Origin of the sequence: Paenibacillus sp. KS-LC4, from assembly GCF_036894955.1 — a bacterium.
Lineage (GTDB): Bacteria > Bacillota > Bacilli > Paenibacillales > Paenibacillaceae > Pristimantibacillus.
In genome coordinates this window covers 1,533,612-1,555,818 of record NZ_CP145905.1, presented here as the reverse complement: position 1 = coordinate 1,555,818, position 22,207 = coordinate 1,533,612, and the positions used below count along the sequence as shown (strand labels likewise).

Annotated in this window: 23 protein-coding genes; 5 read left to right on the top strand and 18 right to left on the bottom strand. The window is 48.6% G+C overall.

Annotated features, from left to right (window positions below):
* Positions 1-13: 13 nt before the first annotated feature.
* From V5J77_RS06685 to V5J77_RS06620, 14 genes are all read right to left on the bottom strand, one after another.
* Positions 14-940 (bottom strand): COX15/CtaA family protein, encoded by a 927-nt coding sequence (locus tag V5J77_RS06685; RefSeq protein WP_338554998.1) that lies wholly within the window; start codon positions 938-940, stop codon positions 14-16.
* A gap of 167 nt (positions 941-1,107) precedes the next feature.
* Positions 1,108-1,458, bottom strand: a complete 351-nt coding sequence (locus V5J77_RS06680; RefSeq protein WP_338554997.1) for a thioredoxin family protein — start codon at positions 1,456-1,458, stop codon at positions 1,108-1,110.
* 17 nt (positions 1,459-1,475) lie between these two features.
* On the bottom strand, positions 1,476-3,074 hold the full coding sequence (locus tag V5J77_RS06675) for a copper amine oxidase N-terminal domain-containing protein (protein ID WP_338554996.1): 1,599 nt from the start codon (positions 3,072-3,074) through the stop codon (positions 1,476-1,478).
* Between the two features lie 97 nt (positions 3,075-3,171).
* Complete coding sequence (locus V5J77_RS06670; RefSeq protein ID WP_338554995.1) at positions 3,172-4,833, bottom strand: polysaccharide biosynthesis protein; 1,662 nt, start codon at positions 4,831-4,833, stop codon at positions 3,172-3,174.
* Between the two features lie 30 nt (positions 4,834-4,863).
* Positions 4,864-5,586 carry a ThuA domain-containing protein gene (locus V5J77_RS06665; RefSeq protein ID WP_338554994.1) on the bottom strand — a complete coding sequence of 241 codons (723 nt, stop codon included), beginning with the start codon at positions 5,584-5,586 and terminating at the stop codon, positions 4,864-4,866.
* A gap of 399 nt (positions 5,587-5,985) precedes the next feature.
* A complete protein-coding gene (locus V5J77_RS06660) occupies positions 5,986-6,468 on the bottom strand; it encodes a DUF456 family protein (RefSeq protein ID WP_338554993.1) in 483 nt (160 codons plus the stop codon).
* A 7-nt stretch (positions 6,469-6,475) separates the two neighbouring features.
* Entirely contained in the window at positions 6,476-7,228 is a 753-nt protein-coding gene (locus tag V5J77_RS06655; RefSeq protein ID WP_338554992.1) for a Cof-type HAD-IIB family hydrolase, read from the bottom strand.
* A gap of 188 nt (positions 7,229-7,416) precedes the next feature.
* Positions 7,417-8,289, bottom strand: coding sequence for a metal ABC transporter permease (locus V5J77_RS06650; protein ID WP_338554991.1), 873 nt, complete (start codon positions 8,287-8,289; stop codon positions 7,417-7,419).
* The gene (locus V5J77_RS06645) at positions 8,286-9,224 is read right to left on the bottom strand and encodes a metal ABC transporter permease (protein ID WP_338554990.1); all 939 of its coding nucleotides are present in this window, start codon (positions 9,222-9,224) and stop codon (positions 8,286-8,288) included. Before V5J77_RS06645 ends, V5J77_RS06650 begins: the two co-directional genes overlap by 4 nt.
* Before the next feature lie 7 nt (positions 9,225-9,231).
* A complete protein-coding gene (locus V5J77_RS06640) occupies positions 9,232-10,011 on the bottom strand; it encodes a metal ABC transporter ATP-binding protein (RefSeq protein WP_338554989.1) in 780 nt (259 codons plus the stop codon).
* A gap of 28 nt (positions 10,012-10,039) precedes the next feature.
* Positions 10,040-11,008, bottom strand: coding sequence for a zinc ABC transporter substrate-binding protein (locus V5J77_RS06635; protein WP_338554988.1), 969 nt, complete (start codon positions 11,006-11,008; stop codon positions 10,040-10,042).
* A gap of 200 nt (positions 11,009-11,208) precedes the next feature.
* Positions 11,209-13,275 carry a penicillin-binding transpeptidase domain-containing protein gene (locus V5J77_RS06630; protein WP_338554987.1) on the bottom strand — a complete coding sequence of 689 codons (2,067 nt, stop codon included), beginning with the start codon at positions 13,273-13,275 and terminating at the stop codon, positions 11,209-11,211.
* A gap of 38 nt (positions 13,276-13,313) precedes the next feature.
* Positions 13,314-14,492: a transglutaminase-like domain-containing protein gene (locus V5J77_RS06625; protein ID WP_338554986.1), complete on the bottom strand. Its 1,179-nt coding sequence runs from the start codon at positions 14,490-14,492 to the stop codon at positions 13,314-13,316.
* Between the two features lie 50 nt (positions 14,493-14,542).
* Entirely contained in the window at positions 14,543-15,004 is a 462-nt protein-coding gene (locus tag V5J77_RS06620) for a hypothetical protein (protein ID WP_338554985.1), read from the bottom strand.
* A gap of 227 nt (positions 15,005-15,231) precedes the next feature.
* Here V5J77_RS06620 and V5J77_RS06615 point away from each other — a divergent pair, with 227 nt between their 5' ends.
* Together V5J77_RS06615 and V5J77_RS06610 are read left to right on the top strand one after the other, a co-directional pair.
* Positions 15,232-16,398, top strand: a complete 1,167-nt coding sequence (locus tag V5J77_RS06615) for an MFS transporter (protein ID WP_338554984.1) — start codon at positions 15,232-15,234, stop codon at positions 16,396-16,398.
* A 72-nt stretch (positions 16,399-16,470) separates the two neighbouring features.
* On the top strand, positions 16,471-16,827 hold the full coding sequence (locus V5J77_RS06610; RefSeq protein WP_338556601.1) for a toprim domain-containing protein: 357 nt from the start codon (positions 16,471-16,473) through the stop codon (positions 16,825-16,827).
* Here V5J77_RS06610 and V5J77_RS06605 read toward each other — a convergent pair.
* From V5J77_RS06605 to cyoE, 3 genes are all read right to left on the bottom strand, one after another.
* Complete coding sequence (locus V5J77_RS06605; protein WP_338554983.1) at positions 16,824-17,768, bottom strand: AEC family transporter; 945 nt, start codon at positions 17,766-17,768, stop codon at positions 16,824-16,826. The two genes, V5J77_RS06610 and V5J77_RS06605, sit on opposite strands and share 4 nt — an antisense overlap.
* A gap of 2 nt (positions 17,769-17,770) precedes the next feature.
* On the bottom strand, positions 17,771-18,391 hold the full coding sequence (locus V5J77_RS06600; RefSeq protein WP_338554982.1) for an SCO family protein: 621 nt from the start codon (positions 18,389-18,391) through the stop codon (positions 17,771-17,773).
* A 142-nt stretch (positions 18,392-18,533) separates the two neighbouring features.
* Complete coding sequence (gene cyoE, locus V5J77_RS06595; RefSeq protein WP_338554981.1) at positions 18,534-19,388, bottom strand: heme o synthase; 855 nt, start codon at positions 19,386-19,388, stop codon at positions 18,534-18,536.
* 262 nt (positions 19,389-19,650) lie between these two features.
* Between cyoE and V5J77_RS06590 the strand changes: the two genes are divergently transcribed.
* Both V5J77_RS06590 and gerQ read left to right on the top strand, forming a co-directional pair.
* Entirely contained in the window at positions 19,651-20,073 is a 423-nt protein-coding gene (locus V5J77_RS06590; RefSeq protein ID WP_338554980.1) for a cell wall hydrolase, read from the top strand.
* Positions 20,074-20,126: 53 nt separating this feature from the next.
* Positions 20,127-20,678: a spore coat protein GerQ gene (gerQ, locus tag V5J77_RS06585; protein ID WP_338554979.1), complete on the top strand. Its 552-nt coding sequence runs from the start codon at positions 20,127-20,129 to the stop codon at positions 20,676-20,678.
* A gap of 25 nt (positions 20,679-20,703) precedes the next feature.
* Here the strand turns inward: gerQ and V5J77_RS06580 are convergent, their stop codons facing one another.
* Positions 20,704-20,991, bottom strand: coding sequence for a hypothetical protein (locus tag V5J77_RS06580; protein WP_338554978.1), 288 nt, complete (start codon positions 20,989-20,991; stop codon positions 20,704-20,706).
* Positions 20,992-21,097: 106 nt separating this feature from the next.
* On the opposite strand from V5J77_RS06580, the gene V5J77_RS06575 reads away from it, so the two are divergent.
* Positions 21,098-22,084 carry a metal-dependent hydrolase gene (locus V5J77_RS06575; protein WP_338554977.1) on the top strand — a complete coding sequence of 329 codons (987 nt, stop codon included), beginning with the start codon at positions 21,098-21,100 and terminating at the stop codon, positions 22,082-22,084.
* Positions 22,085-22,207 lie beyond the last annotated feature (123 nt).

The following is a 22,207-nucleotide window of genomic DNA, read 5'->3' as shown; positions in this document are numbered from 1 at the left end:
CGTCCTCTATAGGCTATTTAGCGCCCTCCCGCAGCCTCCAAGAACGCACCAACATATCCATTATAACGCCGAATAGCGCACTAACAATGAGATTATGCAATAAATTTGTAAAAACAAACCAATTTGAATTAGTAATCGTCAATGTGAGCAACGCTCCACTTAACACTTGCGTCAACACGAGAATGAGCGAGAGTCTGGCCATAGGAGTCAGTCCTCCGTTTGCGCCACTTTTCCTGCGAATATGCAGGTATACACCAGCAATTGCAAGAGACAATATAACGGCGCCTATGCGGTGAATGAATACTATCGTTTCAGCTCCTTCAAAATCAGGAATGACTTTCCCGTTGCATAACGGCCAGTCCAGACAGCCGCCACCGGAATCGGTATGACGAATATATGCGCCTAAATAAATAACGACATAAATGTACACCGCTAAGCCTAATAAACGCGGAAAAATCGACCTTGGTACAGAAAATTCAACCGCTTGGCCATTTTTGTTGCGATAAGCCCAAAATACAAGCAGCAGCGTGGAGGCAAATGCCATAAGCGATATGCCAAAATGAATCGCCATCACCCACGGGGATTGCGGCCATTTTACAGCAGCAGCACCCATCAGCGCTTGTAAAATTGTGAAAAACAAGGAGCTGCTTGCGAATACCAGCGGCTGCTTATAGGCGATTTTGTCTCGTCTAAACAAAACAATGGACGCAATAAACATCCCAACGACCAAAAGGCCTTCAATCCCCGTAGTAAGCCTGTGCGTGTATTCGATAAACGATTCTAATGTATAGGCCGGTATAAACTTTCCGTGGCATAAAGGCCAGTCATCTCCACAGCCTCTGCCAGCATCCATGTTCGTGACCAAGGCACCGTTCAGCAGTATGATTAGCATGCCTAGAGATGTTGCAACTGAAAATTTGCGAAAACGGCTTGAAACCATTCGTACAATCACCTTTTTTCGTTTGAATTACCACTCATTATAGCCATAAAATATGCCAAAAGCCATGTTGAAAATGTGACACTTGTCCATCAAGGCTCTAATTATGATGCTTCTGTGACCATAAAAAAATCCGTGCGACAGCGCCGCACGGACTTTGCAAATTGTGCTTATTGGTTTTCCGCCAAAGCATCGGATACTTGCAAGGCGCGATCTACAAACTGTTCGATTTCCTCACGCGACTTCCGAAGCTTATTAACGAACCGCACAACCTCCTGGCCTTTGCGAAAAGCAAGGAAGCTTGGAATGCCAAGAATGTTCAGCTCGGATGATAAATCTGGCAAATCATCGCGGTCAATTTCGTAAAAAACCGCTTTTCCTGCATACTGCTGCTCAAGCTCCGGCATAAATGGTTCAATGTAATGGCAATCCTTGCACCATGTTGTTTTGAATACGATAACCGTCAGTTCATCGGCCTGTACAGCTTCCCGAAAGGTAGCATCTGTCGTTAATTTAAGCATTTGTCCATTCCTCCTTCTTATCCAACTTCACGTTCAATGATTAAATATTTCTCTGAGTTATAATAAGAATCCCATTTCAGAGTTGCGCCAAGCGACTTCGCAAGGTTGCGGGCTGAAACATAGACCGTTCCGTTTACCGTAGTTGCCGGATAAGCCCACTTGACCGACTTGCCGTTCACAATAGCGGCGTCACTTCCATTTTTCACTATAATCGTCGTATCAGTCGCCTTATCGAATAGCGTCAGCTGCTTCGTCTTCTTATTGTATGAAATCGTAGCGCCAAGCTGCTCCGCCACATCACGCAAAGGAACAAGCGTAATATTCGAAGGGGTTATAATGGGCGGATTGCCATAATCCTGTGTATAAAGCTCTACCGTCTGAACGCCCACATGGAACGTATTTTTTAACAGATCATAAGCATGTGAGCTTTTGTCAAACCATTGCAGCGTTTCATAGCCATTCAGGCCATACATATCATCCAAATTAATGGCATTCTCGCTTACGACTGGAGCATCCGCCTTCACTGCTCCGTTTACATTCCATTTTTGACTCTCGGAGCGAATGACAATGCTCATTTGCGTCTCAGGCTCGATATCGCCAAGCAAAATGTTTGCCTCGACTACTTGCTTGCGTATGTCCAAATTGCTGTCCACGTAAACGTCTGTCTTCAGTGTCGTAGCCTTATTGAATAAAGAATCAAGGAGAATGCCGTCCTCCTCTTCCTCTATCGCTTGCAGCTCCTCCTGAAAGTATGCAAGCTCTTCTGCAAGGCTGTCTGCGAGTTCTTTAATCGTATCCTCTTGTGTAGGACCATCAAGCACAACCGGTTGGTCAAAAGGATTGACTTCACCAATCGCTTCCCATACTTCCGGATGGCTGGCAAGCACTTCTACAAAACCTTTAACCATTTTGTCCAGACCAGCACGATCGCTTACGAGAACATCGACATATTTTTTAATCCAAGTCCATATAGCAGGACCATCAAGTTCCGTATGAACCTTCATCAAGGATACCGCCTGGCCATTAATCGTATCCTGCACCGCATTTACTGAAATTTGATCGGGATTAGGCAGATGATTAATAAAATAGCCGCTTACTGCATCAATAATTTCTTTGCCCAGCTCAACGAGCGAGGCGTCTGGCGGACCACCCGTTACGGACTGGCCAATCGCGCCAGAAATGCCCATTAAGGAAGGCAGGCCCGCCTCGCTCATGTCCAGAACAAAGGGCTGCTTCGCCCCTTCAATTTCTACGACGGCCGTTGTATCGGACATTTTGAGGGAAAAACCAATAGAAATCGTGTCAGCAAGCAGAAGCTTGCCGCTGTACGATACATGCGTGTCATCCTGTACTTTAATATTTGTCAGCTCAAGCTTTGCGTTGTTGAGCAATTTCATCATCGCAAGTTCATCTTCGTCCATATTTTCAAGCTCTTCTTCACTCATTTTTAATTGCAGCGACAACGTTTGCTCGCCCTCATAAGAAGTAACCTTAAGCGAGTTCGTAATCGCCTTATTTAGATCGACACCGCTAATAGCCTGACAGCCTGCAACAAACACAAGCACCAAAGACAGCAGCAAGACGACCCCTTTTCTTAAGCTCCCCAGCTTTTTCAATGTATATGACCCCTCTCGCCAACAATTTAAAAATGAATAAAATCCTCTTTATTGTACATGAGCCTAACACCAGTGTAAATGTATGGAAGCATCCCTATTACACCGCAGCACGGCCCGTCAGCCTGAATAGCTTGGCAAACAGCTTGCGAAGCGGTCCAGGGAAAGCTTTGACATCCTCCGCTGTCACGACACGCAGCAGGATGAGCAGACCCAAATACAAACCTCCAATAACGATGCCCGCTGCAATAAGAGAAATCACATAGGTCAGCCTATCAGGCAACGCAATCCCTTCTAACAGCCATCTGAGCCCTTTGTCCACTCCCCAGCCTGCTGCCATCGAAACGAGTACCGCTGCAAAATAAGGCACCCAGCGGCGGCCCAGCACATTGAATTGCACATAGCTGCGAATGGATTGCAAATTAAACCAGGTAATAAAAATAAAACAAAGCGTCGATGCGGCAATAAGCCCATAAATACCGAATATCGGAGCCAATACGAAGCTGCCCAGCAGTTTGAGCCCAATACCAATTAATGTGTTGTACATCGCTAACCGCGGTCTGCCAAGTCCAAACAATACCGAATTGCTGATCATCATCGTCGCTTGAAAAATCGTACCTGCTGTCAAAGCCGCCACAATACCGCTGCCTTGCGGCCCTGTAAACAGCAGTCCTGTAACCGAATAGGCGAGGACAGCAAGCGTCAGTGCTGCTGGAATGCCTGTAAACAGTACAATACGCATGACGAGCGACGTTTGGCGATTAACTTCAGACATATTTCGCACGGAAAAAGCAGAAGATATGACTGGAATAATCGAGGTACTTAGCGCGATCGCCAAAATTGGCGGAATACCCGCAATGGATTGCGCCTTCCCTCCAAAATCGGCTAATACCTCAACTGCCTCATTATAACTGTAAACGCCCGACCGCAATTTCATGAGCAAGTAATTATCAACCATATACATGAATTGAACCGTTATAGCTGTAACGACAATCGGAATGGAAATCGAAAATATTTCCCGGTAAATAGCGCGATACGGAATACGTGAGGCCTCGGCTTTTTGTAAAGCAAGCGTTTGAGCATTCTCACTGCTTGTTTGCATTTTGTCCAGTTCGAGCTTGTCTGTCCGGCGCAGCTTGACTGCGTACCACACCATCACCGCAATAGCGCCTATCGCTCCGAAAAAGTTACCGAAGGACGCTGCTGCTGCCCCCATCTGGTCACCCCAGCCCCAGGCGAGTACAACAATCGCCAAGCCGACACCGACAATAACGCGCATAATTTGCTCCATAATTTGCGAGAGCCCGCCCGCCATCATCAGCTGGCGCCCTTGAAAATAACCGCGCATCATGGCGATTAGAGGAAACAAGAGCAGCGTTGGCGCTATCGCCCGAATGGCGAATACCGCGTTAGGCAAATCCTGAGATGCTGCCAGCTGTGGTGCAAAAACATACAATAAAGTAGACAAGATAAGTCCTGTTACCAGACCGAACAGAAGCGCCGCCTTATAAATGCGCTGCGCTTCCTGTTGGCGGCCAAGCGCATAACGCTCGGACACCATTTTGCTAATGGCACTCGGGATGCCTCCTGTTGCTACAATGAGCAAGGTTAAATATAAATTATTAGAGACGGTAAAGCTCGCCAGGCCTTCTTTACTCAGCATATGCTCCAGCGGCACCCGTTGGAAAATGCCAAGCATGCGGGCGACCAGTGCGGCCATGGCTAAAATCAATGTTCCCTTAATAAGTGAATCCTTCTTCATAGCAGGTATGTCTCTCTTTCGAATGCAAGATTATGGTTTAACAAGCGGCTCAAGCGGCTGGTGATTGCCGCGGATGGGTGCTCCAGCATGGGAAGGCTTTGCCCAATGAACCGCATTTTTGATTACTTGCAGCACTTGTTCATTGTAATAGGTTGGATATGTTTCATGACCTGGTCGGAAGTAAAAAATCTTCCCTTGGCCGCGGTAGAAGGTACAGCCGCTGCGGAACACCTCACCGCCCTCGAACCAGCTTATGAAGATGAGCTCATCCGGTGCGGGAATATCGAAATGCTCGCCGTACATTTCCTCATGCTCGATTGTAATGTACTCCGGCAAGCCGGCAGCAATTGGATGCGCCGGATTCACGGTCCAGATGCGTTCCTTCTCGCCTGCTTCGCGCCATTTTAGATCGCAGCCAGTACCCATTAGTTTTTTGAAAATTTTCGAAAAATGACCGGAATGCAAAACAATGAGTCCCATGCCTTCCATGACTCGCTTATGCACGCGTTCGACAATCGCATCCTCGACTTGATCATGGCCCATATGTCCCCACCAGATCAGCACATCCGTATTGTTCAGACGCTCCTCGGTCAGCCCGTGCTCAGGCTGATCCAGCGTAGCTGTTGCGATTTCAAATGAATCGGCGGCGATGCCTGCTGCTAGAGCGTTATGTATGCCATTCGGATAAACGCGCAGCACCTCTTCGTGCACCTTCTCATGCAAAAACTCATTCCAGACCGTCACTTTAATCATCGCTTCTCAGCTCCTCCAAATATAATAAACCGATTTCAAAACGTTGTTGTCCAGTTGTTTGCTCTCAGGTTTTCAGGCTTTACTTTACGGTCTTCAGGTTTTACGGTCTTCAGGTTTTACGGTCTTCAGGTTTTACGGTTTTCAGGTTTTACGGTTTTCAGGTTTTACGGTTTTCAGGTTTTAACTGTAAAAAGCGAAGGATAGTCTGAGCTTTTTTGTGTAGAGGGTTGTTGAAGAAAAGGGCGAAGCGGAGTAAAAGGGTTGGATTTGAGGAGCGAAGCGTTCGCCTTTGCCCCAGAAATTACACCGCTTAGCGGATATATTCAAAAATTTCTGGGGCAACAGCGACCGAAAACCAACCCTTTTACGCAGCGCAGCACTATTTTCATCAATCATCCTTTACACAACCAGCCAAACAATAAAGAGCACAATCATGATGGATTGCAAAACAACCTTCACCACAACACTAGTCAGTAATCCGACAAGCGAGCCAATACCTACCTTCGCAGCATGCTTCCACTCCTGAACGACGAAAAACTCGCCGATGACCGCGCCCACGAATGGGCCGATAATGAGACCGAAAGCTGGAATGACGAATGGTCCCAATATAAGGCCGATGGTACTGCCGATTATAGAGGCCTTGGAGCCGCCAAATCGCTTGACGCCCCAGGCGCTGACCGCATAATCCGCTACGAACAACACAACGACGATGAGCGTTTGCAGCGTCCAAAAAACCCAGCCGAACGGCTCAAAGGTAATGCACAGACCATAAGCAAAAAACGCGGCGTAAATGGCAAGCGCCCCTGGCAGTATCGGATACACCGTACCCGCCATGCCGACAATAAATAAAATGATAACGAGAGACCAGCCTAAGATGTCCAAGCCGTTTTCATCCCTTCAGCACATAATTCTTAATAATTTCGGCAACGCCATGCTCATTATTCGACAGCGTAATAACATCAGCCGCATCCTTCACAGCATCTTGGGCATTGCCCATAGCAACGCCTAGTCCAGCATCGCGAATAGCGGCTATGTCGTTCAAGCTGTCTCCAACTGCAACGACCTGCGACATGTCTATACCCATAACTTCACAAAGCTCGCTCAGCGCGGATGCTTTGGTAATACCTTTTGGATTCATCTCCCAATTGCTCGTCGAGGAATTTGTAATTTCAAGCGCATCCCACTCGCTGACTTCCTCATAAATCTTCTTAAGTACGACATCATCCTCGGTGTAGTAACCGAATTTCAGCCAATGATGGGCTTCATAATCATCCGCTGGCGTTATCCATTTTTCTAAATTGTAGATGTCCTTCGTGCTGTATGCCCAAAACCAGGTGCCGACATGCTTCTGCGCAATTTTATGAAGCCGCTCTACATATACCGGATCAAGCAGCGCTCTGCGGTGCAGCACATGAGGCTTCTTCCAAATCTCGCCGCCATTTACCGTAATCATCGGCGTTTCAAGCTGCAATTGCTCGGCAAACGGCAAGGCGCTGCGAAAGCCGCGTCCCGTCGAAAAACTGACCGTTACACCGGCATCAAGCGCCTTTCTGATCCACAATGCATTTTCATCGCTAATTTCACTCAGTTCATTCAGCAGCGTCCCATCCATATCGAGTGCTACTAATTTATAATCTGCCATCGTTACCTCCTGCATTTGCTGCATAACATCATCTCTTGATGCAATACAGCCATTTTATCATATTTTGGGCGTAAGCCAAACGATCCTGCTCCACTTCAAAAAAATAAAGACCAACCGCAAATTTCCGGCTGGCCTTCATGAATGCTGCGCGATAAAACGCAGCCAAAGAAAAGTTCGCATATCGCGTATTATTGGGCTAAACGGCGCAAACGCCATTTTTTCCAGATAACGCCATGGCTAGGCGAGAACAGCAGGGCCAAGATGAACAGCACACCCGCAGAACTCACGATACAGCCTGCAATCGAGGCATCTAGCACAGTCGCCAAGCCATAACCAATGAATGTGCTGGCAATGCCCACACCTGCGCTCAAAGCGATCATGACACTCAGCCGCTCCGTTAATAAGTAAGCGGTCGCAGCAGGAATAACCAGCAGCCCGACCACGAGAATCGCTCCTACGCTCTCGAAGGAACTGACCGTCGCCATCGACACAAGCCCCATCAATAAATAATGGAACAAGGCAACGGGGATGCCACAAGCAGCCGCAAGGGCTGGATCGAAGGCACATAGCTTGAACTGCTTATAGAACAGCCCAATGACGACTAAAATGACCGTTAACGTAATGCCTAGCAGCCATACCGCTATCGGTCCCATACTGACGCCGTTCAGCGTCCACGTATTCCAGTGCACATAGGCAATTTCTCCGTATAAAATCGCATCCTGATCGAGATGCACCTGGCGGGCATACAGGCTCACCAGCAGTACCCCGGCAGCAAACATCGCGGTAAAAACAACGCCAATGGACGCATCCGATTGAATGCCGCTTTGCTGAAACAGCTGGATTAGGAATACAGCAAGCAAACCACAAGCCATTGCAGCAAGCATCATAACGAGTGAATCGCGTGAACCGCTAATCAGAAAAGCAATAACGATGCCCGGCATAACCGAGTGGCTGATCGCATCACCGATCATCGCCATTTTTCGCAAAACGAGAAAAGCTCCAAGTATGCCGCAGCAGCTAGCGACAAGCGAGCCCGTCAGCAATATCCAAAAATCGCTCATAACGTCGCTTCCCCCTTCAGCTGCCGTTCTTTATGCCCCTGCTCCTCATGGATGCTCCGTGCGACTTTGAGCCGCAGCAGCCGTTTTGCGAGCAGGCCTCTGCGAGGACCACACAATACCGAAATTAAAAATAATGCCGTTGCCGCAAGCACGGTCAGCGGACCCGTTGGCAAATTCGAGCCAAGCGAGCTAATTATCGTGCCGATTCCGCCGCTCATAGCGCCGAACACGCCCGAGATGACAACCATAAAGCCTAGCTTATCCGTCCAATAACGCGCCGATACCGCCGGCGTAATAATCAGCGCGGCCACCAGCACAACACCGACTGCTTGAATACCTACGACTACAGCTACGACCATCAAAAACATAAGCAATTGCTCAATCAAAGCCACAGGATAGCCAAGTCCGCGCGCAAAGCCGGGATCGAAGGATACAAGCTTGAATTGCTTGAAAAATAACGTACAGACCGCGATGAGCGATAAGCTCACTATCGACATCGTAAGTACATCGGAACCAACCATTGCGGCCGCCTGACCGAATAGAAATTTATCCAGTCCCGATTGATTGCCGTACTCGCCATGCTGAATAAACGTTAATAATACGATGCCGAAGCCGAAAAAGCTCGACAATACAATTCCCATTGCCGCATCATGCTTGATCCGTGAATGACGCGTAATCCAGCCGATGCCGAACGTAGCTACAAGGCCAGCTGCTCCTGCTCCAAGCAGGAAAAACAGCAGCGATTTGGTGCCTGTCAGCATAAAAGCAATACAAATGCCGGGCAGCGCCGCATGAGCCAGCGTATCACCCATCAGGCTTTGCTTGCGCAAATAGGAGAAGCTGCCGATGACGCCGCTGCTTAAGCCAAGCAGCGTGCAGCTTAGAAAAATCCATTGCATGTTCGGATCTTGAAGCAGTCTCCACAACGTTTCCATCTCAGCCTCACCCCTTCGTGACAGCAAGCCGGGCATTTCCGCCACGCTCTAGAAAGGCAAGCCGTCCGCCATAGGTTTGCTGGAGCATTTGCTGTGTAAATACTTGCTCGGTCTTGCCAAATGCCTGAAGCTCTACATTGAGCAGCAGCACAGAATCAAAATATTCCTCGACCGTCGCCAAATCATGATGGACGACGATGACCGTTTTCCCCTGCCGCTTCAGCTCTTGGAGCAGCGTAATAATCGCCTTCTCGGTTGCAGCATCGACACCTGCGAATGGCTCATCCATGAAATACAGCTTCGCGTCCTGCACGAGCGCCCGCGCCAGAAATACCCGCTGCTGCTGGCCGCCGGACAGCTGACTGATTTGCCTTGTGGCGAAATCAGCCATGCCGACCTTCGCCAAGCATTCCATCGCAAGCCTGCGTTCCTTTGCTCCCGGGCGGCCGAACAGGCCCAGATGGCCGTAACGGCCCATCATGACGACATCCAGCGCATTCGTTGGGAAATCCCAATCCACCGACTCGCGCTGCGGCACATATCCGATCAGCCTGCGCTGCTGGCGATACGGCTTGCCATAGATCAGCACTTCCCCGCTAAGGCGAGGAATGAGGCCGAGCGCCGCCTTCATCAGCGTAGACTTGCCCGCTCCGTTGGGTCCGATTACCCCGATCAGCTCCCCTTCCTCTACCGAGAAAGATACGCTGCGCAGCACCGGTTTTTTCTGGTAAGCTACGCTTAAGCCTTCAATTGTCAAAGGAGCTGCCGTTTTTAAATGATTTTTCATAGTAGCCATCGCCTCTCACTGCGTCTTGTTATTTGAGTGCATTTACAATTGTATCTACATTATGTTTAACCATACCGATATAAGTACCTTCCACCGTGCCTGGATCGCCCATCGCGTCAGAAAACAATTCGCCGCCGATTGTCACAACATGCCCCAATTTTTGAGCACCCTCGATAACGGAATCAATGGATTTGCGCGGCACGCTGGATTCAATGAACACCGCTTTGATTTGTTTTTCGACGAGAAAATCTCGCAGCTCGCTTACATCCTTCGACCCATACTCAGACATCGTATTCATTCCCTGCAAGCCTGTGACCTCTAGACCATAAGCTGCGCCAAAATATCCGAAGGCGTCATGCGCCGTTACGAGAATTCTTCCTTTTTCAGGAATCGTGGCCATTTGCTCTCTTGCATATTGATCAAGCTCCTCAAGCTTCGCCAGGTAAGCCTCCGCCCGTTCCTTGTAGCCCGCCTCGTTCGCTGGGTCCTTCTCCATTAGCGTGTCGCGTATAACCTCGGTGGCAGACATCCACAGCTTAACATTGAACCAGATATGCGGATCATGGGTAGTGGAGTCGCCGTTTGGATTACCATGAAGCTCCGATTGTGGAATTTGCGAGGAGACAGCTACTGTTGGCTTCAGCTTCTCCAGCTTCTCGAACATCTCTCCCATTTTCCCTTCCAGGTGCAAGCCGTTATAAAAAATAATATCAGCCTGATCCAGCTTTTTTACATCACCCTGCGATGCTTTGTATAAATGGGGGTCGATACCCGACCCCATAAGTCCTGTTACAACAACGTCGTCTCCTCCGACCTCTGCCGCCACATTAGCAATCATTCCGGTCGTCGCCGTGATTTTTAGTTTTCCATCTCCGTTTGCCGTCTCACTGCCGCTGCCGCTTGCACATCCTGCTAATACAACTGCGGATAATGCCAAAAACATTAACGTCATAATTAACCGCTTCAACGCCGAATTCATTTTACGCTGCTTCTTCATTAGTCCAATCCCCTGCCCATCTATTTGTTTTCAGTGCAATGATTTATTTTGCCTATGCGAATGTAAGTTAGCTAAGCGCCTCTTTGTTTATATTATACAAAAAAGTTTCTCTAGTGCAACATTTATTTTAAAAAAAGACCTCTCCAATCAGCAGCGCTGTTGAAAAGGTCTTGAAAAATAGACGATTTAACTGGGGCGTGTTATTGCACCGTTGCTTCCGTTCCGGCAGCATTTGTATCTGTCGAAGCCACGGCATCCTTTGCCTTCCCCGGAACACCATTCAGGCCAATCTCATAATCATAAGCGTCAAAAATTTTACGGGCAACCGGCGCTGCCGCCCAGCCGCCAAAACCGCCGTCCGGCATAATGACGGCAACTGCAAGCTTCGGTTTGTCAGCAGGGGCATAAGCGATAAATACACCGTTATCCGCCGTTCTGCCTTTAACGGACGATTGTGCTGTCCCTGTTTTACGATTAAAGGTATAGCTTACGCCATCGAAGCCTTGCACGCCGACCTTGCCCATGCCTTTTTCTATTTCTTTCCAATAAGCATCAGGAAATTCGACTGTATTGAGCACCACGGGCTCAAAGGCTTGCACCACATTGCCTTCGGAATCTTTAATCTCATTGACAAATTGCGGCTTCATCCGCTTGCCATGATTAGCAAGCATCGTAACATACTGTGCCAGCTGCAAGGCTGTATAACGAGCCTGTTGACCGAACGAGGCACGAATGAGCGCGGATTGCGCACTTGCCGTCTCAAACTCATGGTAATAATCGACGCTGCCTTTTTTCTCCATGCGAAGTCCACTTTCTGTTGATACACCCAGGCCAAATTCCTTCATGTATTTGTCCCAAATATCAATACCCTCAATACCCGGATATTTTTGGTTCAGCCTGCTGCCAATCATCGCCGCCATAAAGGGATTGGAGGATTTCTCAATAGCTTTAGCAGGATCAAGCGCCCCATAGACGTGTCCACCAGCATTTCGAATGGGTACCTCATGCCCTGCTTTACCAAAAGTAAATAAACCCGTATCGTTGTAAATAGACTCTGTTGTAAACAAACCCTCATTTAAACCAATCAAAACGGAAAGCGGCTTAAGCGTCGATCCCGGTGGAACGAGTGAAGAGGGATGGCTTTTACGCTCCTCATCCGAATCATATTTCGGATATATCTCTGTAATGGTTCCATTATTAACGACATTCTCAATGTTGTCATAATCCTTCTGGCTAATGCTGCCGCCCGCCCAAATATTCGGATCATAGTCCGGCATACTGGCCATTGCAATTACTTTACCGGTCTCTACCTCCATCGCTACTGCAAAACCAATTTTTGCATAAGGCGCACGTTCAGCAGATATGGATGAGGTACTGATTTTCTTAATCTGATCCATAATCGCCTGCTCTGTTGTTTGCTGAACACCTCGATTAATCGTCAGATAGAGGTCATCGCCTTTTTCCGGATTCGTAATTTGTACAGGGCCTACAATAACCTCCTGATTGTTGACCGGATAGCTTTTCAGCCCGTTTTTACCACGTAAAATATCTTGATATAATAGCTCAAGGCCGTCAAATCCTACCTCTTCATCCTCCAAGTATTGGAGCTGAGGGTCTTTTTCCTGCGCCTTTTCTCCATAAAAATCCAAGTTTTCGCGTACACCTTTATATTTTTTCAAGTATCCGACGAGCTGAACCGCCGTCGTATCCTGACTATAGTGACGCACACTCTCTTCCATAATATCTAAGCCAACAAAGCTGCTCTTGTTGCCGAGAAAATAAGCGATTTCCTCATTTGTCAGTCCTGTCTTTATACGTCTTGGCGTTGAAATGGTATTGAGCCTGAATCCTAAATCCATCTGCATAATGACATCTTCCACCGTCATTTTCAGGGCGGGGTCTCCGTATTTATCAAACACCTCTACAAGTCTGGTCGCTTCCTCTGTAGCCAGCTTCTTCAGTTCCTCCGTCTTATAATTGGGCGGTATGCTGAAATAAAGCGACTGCGTTGAGGTCGAATACGCAATGGCCTTGCCTTCAGAATCATAAATATTGCCGCGAATCGGCGCGATCTTCACATTTCGCGTGCTTTTCTTGCTGCCTGCCGCGCTAAGCGTCGGACCTTCAACAAACTGCAAAATAGCCAATTGAATAATCAGTACGCTGAACAAACCGAAAACGATAAAGAAAAATAAGTTCAGGCGAAAGGAAAAATGGCGTTTATTGTTAATTTCCCTTTTCTGTGGATCATCCGTCAACCTGCTCACCTCAAATATAAATTAAGTATATAAAATGAATAATTGAATTAAATACTTAGCTGCTTATCCCGAATATGCGTCTGCTCAAAATCAGGCGAATTGAACCAATTGCCCGATGAAGCCCAAGTTGCATCAAGCGGCAGCCATTTTCCATCTATACGCACTTCATTCCACGCATGGGGGCCATAGCCGCCCTTCCCATCTGCGCCAAGCCCCGTTACGACCCGCACCTCGACGTCTACCGCTCGCGCCATCATGTCATACAATCTCGCAACATCAATGCAAACACCTTTTCGCGTATCAAATGTGTTTTGCGGAGATTGCTCCTGCCAAATGCCCTGCTCCTCGTATTGGCGCGCCTTGTCCCAATCATACGCAATTCGCGTTCCTAACCACTCATATAGCGCTCTTGCCTTCTCTTCATCCGTTTTTGCATCCTTGACGATCTGCACCGCCGCCTGCTCAATGCTTGCTGGTATAGCATAATCAATCACTTCATATTTTCGCTGTAAAATATTTTGGAATTCTGCCTGCATCGCTTCGGCTAACACAGGACCGCGTCCAGCGAGCATATCCCCCGCCACCGGTTCCAGCAATACAGCAGCCTGCGTATACAGCGGCGACTGCTTGATCATCTGTGCTCCAACGCCACTCGGCAGCAAGGACACGTACACGAACAGCACAGCAAGGAAAATGAAGGCTCGGCCTGCTCCATGGATACCGCCTAACAATGCCCCAAAAGCGCGGCTTGCCGCCCGCTGTCTTGGGAGAGTCATCCGTCGCTCCTGCTGGCGGCCATCTCCGTCTACATGAGCCTTTCGTCTAAATAAGAGCTCAAACAATGGGTTAAGCCCGGAGGCAGCAACTCGCAGCAGCATATAAATGACTAGAAAGAGCAGCACATAACGCAGCAGCGCAAAATCCCTTATGCTCGTTATCAGTGTGTACCATGCCTGCTCAATCGGCCCCAGCGCTCTGCTAGGGACGATAACATGCTTCCTCAGCATATCCGCTGCAACGGGCGAAAGCTTGCCCGCCCAATGCGAGGCGAGGACAAGACAAGCGACGATGACGATGCTTTCCCACACAAAAAAGAAAAGGCGCCTCGCCGATCCCGATGCGCCCCTAATCAATCCCTGAATGAGTGAGACAAGGAGCACCAGGAGAACGGCAGCAGTGACAGGCTCCATCATGCTTTGGCTGCCTGCCTGAATCCATTCCGTCATTCCCGTAATCCCCCTCATTCATTGCTAAAACAATATTTTAGTAAAAGTGCTTATGGTTTGTTTTGTTTGGCCTGATTAATAATGGATTGTATCGTCTCGTCAATTTGCATTTTGAATAAATCGTTTCCACGGTAAGATACGGAAACCTCATTCGTACCCGGAACCCCAGTCAGCGCTACGCTATCTGTTGCGACGGTATAGGAGCCGTCTTTATTCGTCGTAAACTTGGCGTTCTTCGCTTCACCAATCATAGCTGAGATGGCTTCCTGCTTAAGGCTTCCTGTTGTTTCCTCCAGCTTCGTGCCAAATGCCTTCAAATCCTCCATCGTATAGCCGCTATAGACGATAACGCCAAACACGATAACGGCGACTAAGGCCCATTTGACAACGGTTTTGACGATACGGATAACAAGCAGCAGCACAACAAGCGCAATCGCGAGCACAAACCAATGCTCCTTCAGAAAATCGCTCCAAGTATTCCAGTCATAACTTGTAAAATCCAGAAACTCCAACCTGACCCCTCCTATTATAACGTGCGGACACTGCTATTATCAAACATTATACCCCAGCTGGAATCCAGCGTAAACGCTAGGCATCCCGCTTTATACAGACATATCCTGTCCGACCTTGGCGTACAAGTAATTTATATGGCCGAGGGGCATGGCCTATGAATGGAACCCGCGCTGCCGCCATCCATATGCTCCCCGTTAGGCTGATTACAATTTGGAGGTGAAGCCTGATGAAAACCGCCATCTGGCTCTATTTTTTTCTGTTCGTCGCTTTTTTTGATTTGCATGCGCAATATCCAATTTTGACGCCTTTCGCCATTTCGCTTGGCGCAGCGCCCTCGTTCATCGGGCTGATGATGGGCATGTACTCGATTACGCATCTGCCCGGCAACCTTATTGCCGGCTATGGCGTTGATCGCTTTGGCAGCAGGCTGTTTATCGTCTTCAGCTTGCTTGGAGCAGGGATCATCCTCTTATTTCAAGCGGGGGTGACGAATCCTTGGCAGCTGCTTGTCCTTCGCTCTATCAGCGGCTTCGTGCTCGCCTTCCTCTCACCGGCATGTCTGGCTTTGCTTGCTCGGATGACGAGCAACCGTACCGAGCAGGGCAAGCTTATGGCCGGCAACGGGCTCGTACATACGCTGGCGACCGTCATTTCACCAGCAGCCGGCGCTTATATGGTAGCCAAAATCGGCTTCACCACCGCTTTTTATATGCTGGGCTGGATTTTAATCGTAACTGCGATATGCGCGCTGTTTTTCATCCGCGATATCCCGGCAGCTGACGTCCCTGCCACTCCTGCCGGCGTTCAGCCCCAAAAGCTGGCTTTCCCGGCGGCTGCCGATTCGAAGTCCGTATCTTGGCTCATTTATATATTGCCGGTTGGCATCAGCTGCGCACAGGGCATACTCTCCTTCGAGCTGCCGCTCATGGCGACAACGACCGCTGGCATGCTGACGACGGGCTTGCTTTTTTCAGTTGTCAGCCTCGGCGCTCTCATTACGCTCAGCATGCTGTTTCTCAACCGCTTCTCCGCCTATCGCCGTACGCTGTGGGGAGCGCTCGCGCTGGCTTTGATTTATTTCAGCATCGCCGCTGATTCGCCGCTGCCCTTCGCCGTTATGCTGCTGATGGTAGGCATGGCAAAAGGTATCGTCATTCCCGCCATTTCAATCTTGCTTATTGAGCTAAGTGGAGGCGCACGCTACGGCCGCACCTTTTCCACCCTATCCATTGCCTATTCGATTGGCGCCTTCCTCGGTCCGATGCTTGCCGGTCAATTGCGCAGCTATATGTCGCCGTATTATATCGCCTTTCTCGTTTTGATGCTCGCTGTGTCGATTCTCCCTTTCCACCGTCGCAGCCCGCTTGTAACGCAAACCCATTTTACTGCATAATGGCATAATGGCTGCAAGCTTTTCCCCTTGTAATTTGATAAACTATAGAAAAAAAACAAGGTGATCAGCATGATGGACATTGCGATTATTGTAGAAGGTAAAAATGATAAAAGCCGCGTCAGGCGCGTGCTGGACGAAAGCATTCCGATCTATTGTACATACGGAACTCCCGGAACCGAGCAGCTTGAGAAGCTGAAGAGGCAAATCGCCGAGCGTCACGTTTATATTTTCACAGACAATGATTCATCCGGCAAACGCATTCGGGGCATGCTGCGCGATGTGTTTCCAGATGCCGAGCATATTTATACGAGGCGCGGTTATTCGGGCGTAGAGCATACTCCCGAGGAATATGTCATCGCCCAATTGGAAAAAGCGGGATTAGAGGAACATATTCTGTACCCTCCTCCCGCTCCTGCTCCAAAAGATTAAATATGAAGGATGAAAATAACGAACGATACCGTCACAATGCTCAGCACCGTTGACAAAAACACCGCCTGAGAAGCAAACTCCGGCTCATTGTCGAACTCCACCGCCAGCAGCACGCTGCTAAGCGAGGTAGGCACCGAGGCTGACACGATTAGCGCCGCCGTCGTCAGCTTATCGAATACGAACAGCCCTGTGGCGCTGATCAACCAAATAGCAAGAGCTGCGAGCAGCGGGCCTCCAATCAAGCGAAGCCCGTTCGACAGCAGCACATTGCCAAGCAGACGCTTGTCGAATTGCCATTTCATGCTGCCTAGCTGGACGCCGAGCGTAATGAGGGCCGTTCCAATAAACGCATTTGCCAAATATTCAATCGGCATTTGCAGCGGCTGCGGCAGCTCTACGTCAAGCCCTTTCAGCAGAAATGCGAGCGGAATGACATAAATGATCGGCATGGAGAAAATCGTCTTCAGCGTATCGCGCAAGGACAGCTTATGAGCGTTCACGCTGTAGATGCCATACGTATTCGGCAAAAAGGACTGCGTCGTCATGACTAATATTTGTACCGCCAGCGTCATCGGGTTTCCGGCAAACGCCAGTTGATTAAGCGGTATGCCGTAATTAGCGCTATTATAGAATAGCACGCTGTTACGCATGGAGCCGCGCATGCCTCCCTTAAGCCCTCGCATTTTCACAACGATTTCTACGGCTATAGCTTGCAGCACCATAAAGATAACGACAAACAGCAGCACCTTCCAAATAAGGCTCATTTCAAGCTCTGTCGTACGCAGCAGCTGAAAAATAACCGCTGGCGAAAAAACGTAAAAATTCAGCTTGGACAAGGTTTTAATATCTAAAGAAAAAAGCCGCTGCATTGAGAAGCCTATAGCTATCATCAATGTAAGCGGCGCAATGTTACTCCATAAAATATGATAAAAGATAGCCATCGCTATTCCTTAGCAAGCCGCTTCATATCAGCAACGATGCTTTCCGGCGTCAATTCCTCATTGTTTGCAGCAATCCACTTGCGAATCTGGCCTGTTTTGTCCACCAGAGTAATCACATTCATATGTGTAAAGCCGGTTCCCTCTTTGTCCTTAATGGCACTCGCGCCAAAATCCTGAGCAAGCTTGATGGCCGCCTGCGGATCATCCCCTCGCAAAAACATCCAGCCTTCATTCAGCTTGGCATAATTTCGCTCCGCGAACGCCTTAATAACCTCGGTTGTATCACGCTCAGGATCGAATGTAATCGAGATCATTTCGGCATCCGTTCCAAGTATGCCCTCTTTCTCCAAGCCTTCCTGCACCTGAGACAGTAGGAATGTCGTTGGCGGACATACGTCCGGGCAATTGGCAAAATAAAAATAAACCAATCTTGCTTTGCCGTTCGTCGACTCCTTCGTCACTTTATTGCCGTCCAAATCCGTTAGCTCGAAGGCTGGCGCTTCTTGCAGAACCGGCATTGGCTTTTCCGGTTTAAAAACATTGGTCATTAATAAATATATGCCCATGCCCAAGCAAAGTGCCAGCACCGCAATTTTGAAGCTATGCTTTTTCAGAAAATCCATTTTCCCCATTCCCCCCATGAAGCTTGTCCAAACATGACACGTTATTTTAAACTATAAGAAATTAAAAGCTTTGCACTTATAAATATGCTTATATTTCTCGGATTGAAACGCGCTGCGCCGCCAAAGGACGGCGATAGCCGTTTCACCTTACCGTATTAACGATCATTACAATGAATACAACCATTAAGTAGTTGACTGAGATAAGAAAATTCGTTTTTGCCCATTTTTCCGTATCCTTCGCCCTAAGGCCGCGAATCGTGTGAACCGCCCACAATACACTGCCTGCAATCGACAACACTAGAAAGACATAGCCGGTATAGCCATAATGGAACATGAGATAACATGTAGGTATAAGCAGCGCTACATAAGGAATCATTTGCAGCTTGGTGCGTCTAATCCCTTTAACGACAGGCAGCAGAGGGAAGCCAGCCGTGCGATATTCCTCCACGCGTCTAATGCCAAGCGACCAGAAATGAGCCGGCTGCCATAAAAATAATAAAGCGAACATGAGCCAAGCTCCTGCATCCACTTCATTCGTGACTGCGCAATAACCGATTACCGGAGGCATCGCTCCCGAAATTCCACCTACCGATGTACTCCAAGTGGAGCTGCGCTTCAACCAAATCGTATAAATAACGATATATACGAACCAGCCCAAAAGCCCTAACCAGCCCGTCAACGGATTAACGGCTATAAACAGCACCAATTCCCCAATAATGCCAAGCACAAGGCCGTATCCAAGCACAAACAGCGGCTTCAAGCGCCCTGTCGGCAAAGCTCGTCCTTTCGTTCTCTCCATCTTCTGATCCAGCTCACGATCCCAATAATTATTAATGACGCAAGCAGACGCCATCGTGAGCGTTGAGCCAATCAGCATCCAGAGCAGATCAAACCAGGCAATTTGCCATTTGGAAGCTACCCAAAAGCCGCCGACGGCTGCAAACATATTGAGCCGAAGCAAACCTGGTTTTGTCAATGCTATCAAGTCCTTAAACACGAAGCGAGCCTCCCGAGTATGTGACAAGGCGCAGGTAGCGCCCATACATTTCATTGGTCAATCGTTCTTAATCATACAGAAAAAACCACGTTATGACAACGCTCAAGCTTATTGTTCATCAATTTGCCACTCAAGATGAAGCTAAAAATATTTTTGGAACCCTTTCTCTGGGCTCACAATACACTAAGTATGTAGTTTAACGCCCATGATCATTCGCCTATTATTCGGCGGAGCATCATTGAGGGTTGAAAGGAGCTTGCCCGTGGCAGTCATCAAGACAAATGCAGAGGATACGAAGATGCTGGCTAGACTGATGCGCGCAGAAGCGGAAGGGGAAGGCGAGCTTGGCATGCTGATGGTTGGCAATGTTGGCGTCAACCGCGTACTAGGCAATTGCCTCGATTTTAGAAATATTCGCTCCATCCCGCAGATGGTGTTTCAAAGCCCCGGTGGCTTTGAGGCAACCCAAAAAGGCTATTTCTATCAAAAAGCGCGCGATCGCGACATCCGGCTCGCCGAGCGCGTCATTGGCGGCGAACGGCAGCATCCAGCGTCGAATGCGCTCTGGTTTTTCCGCCCCGCTGCTGGCTGTCCCGACACCTGGTACAATCAGTCAAACAGCGGCCGCTACAAAGCCCACTGCTTCTTCGTGCCAACCCAGGCTAATTGTCCAAGTGTATATTAGCGGCAAAGAAAAGGTAACGAATGATTTTTTATTTGGAGAGCGAGGAATTTTAAATGACGAATGGTTATGGTTACAAAACAGCGGTTAATCCAGCAAATACAGGGGGCTATGGCTATCCTCATCCGATGGGCGGGCAGCCCGTGCCAATGCCAACGCCGATGCCGATGCCAGCAATGATGCAGCCGATGATGGGGGGCCAAATGCCTGCCATGCAGCAGGTAGCGGGTATGCAAGCGATGCAGCCGATGCCGGTTAACGTCCCTAGCGGCTCCTTCGTAACCCCATCAGGCGGCAATGTAGTTACCGTTCCAATCGTAGAGGAATCATACGTAGAAAACATTTTACGGCTTAACCGTGGCAAAATGGCCACCTTCTACATGACATATGAAAACAACCGTGAGTGGAACGCCAAAACATTCCGCGGCATTATAGAGGCGGCAGGTCGCGACCACATTATTATTAGCGATCCAACAACCGGCATGCGCTACCTGCTTCTTTCCATCAATCTGGACTATGTCACCTTTGATGGTCCAATCAATTATGAGTATCCATTTCAAGGCGGCATGATCACAAACAGTACACCGTTAAACACAAGCCGCGACTAGTATCAATAACCGCCGCCAATAGCCTTTATGGAGCGGTAATTGGCTTAAACGTCCACACATGCACCTTTGCCGCGCCGCCCGGCACCCAATCAGCCATCTGGCGCCAAGAAGAACGCTCATTCAGGCGTTCTTCTTTTATTTGCTCCGCCTCCTCCAAGCTTTCCGCCTGCCAAACCTCAACGAATAGCTCGGGCTGATCTGTTCCTTCATAAACATGGAGTGCAGAATGAGCGGCTTTCTTCTGCTCTACAAAGTGTAAATACTCGTTTTTATTTTCTGCTTTAATTCGATATTCCGCAAAGCAAATATACATCGTTACAGCCCCTTTTCATTTCCTTTACTCTCCTTCATAAATCAGTCCTCGGTCGTCGATACTACCGTATACAGAAGATTGAATGAAGATACTGGAGGTTGCTACCGTGGATACAGGAACACACTTAGTTATAGGCATCGGCCTTGCAGGCCTTGCGACCATTGACCCCGTAATTGCAGCTGATTCAACGCTGCATACGGCAGTTTTGATTGGAACGGTTGTTGGCTCGCAAGCTCCAGATGCCGATATGCTGCTGCGCCTAAAGGGCAATGCCAGCTATATTCGCAATCATCGCGGACTTTCACACTCGATTCCTGCAATAGCCATTTGGACCGTCGTTATTACCGGCTTGCTGGAACTGTTTTACCATGGCAGCCTGCCATTGCTCCGTGTAGGAGGCTGGGTGCTTCTCGCCGTATGCATCCATGTGCTGAGCGATCTATTTAATGCTTATGGCACACAAGCGATGCGGCCTTTCACGGAAAAATGGATTTCATGGAACATTATACACATTTTTGATCCCGTGATCTTCATTACCCACATTGTTGCTATTTTACTGTGGGCTATCGGGGCAATAAGCCCAACGATTATTTTTCCGATTCTTTATTTGTTTACAGCCGCTTATTTTGTATGGCGAACGATTGCACAGCGGAGCATTATGCGGAGGCTGCCTGACTTGGATAAGGAACATCAATCGGCAGACGGATATGTGCTCATTCCAACCGTATCGCTCAGCATATGGAATGTGGTCAAGCAAATGAAGGATGGCAGCTTTGCCGTTGGCGATTTGCGAAATGGCTCGCTTCGCTGGGTCGATAGGGTAAAATGCTCCGATCATCCCGCGGCGGTCAGATCCAAAAGCGATCCCGCGATTCGCTCCTTCCTGTACTTAACCAAATTTGCCTGCGCCGATGTCACCGAGCATGAATGGGGCTATGAGGTGCGTTGGTCTGATGTCCGCTACAGACATCGCAAGCAGTACCCTTTTCTAGGCGTCCTATTAATGGATAAGGAATATAAAACTTTAGGCTCCTACGTTGGCTGGCTGAGCGACGAACGGTTAATGAAGCGGCTGCGAATGAATACTTATTAACAGCTCAGTCTTTATGGGTTGACGGCGGAAAGCTCCTTCCTTCACAATAGAAGGAGGCAGCTTTCCTTTATTTTAGTCTATTGTATCAAAACAAAAAAGAAAAAGCCCAGGGTTTCCCCTGCG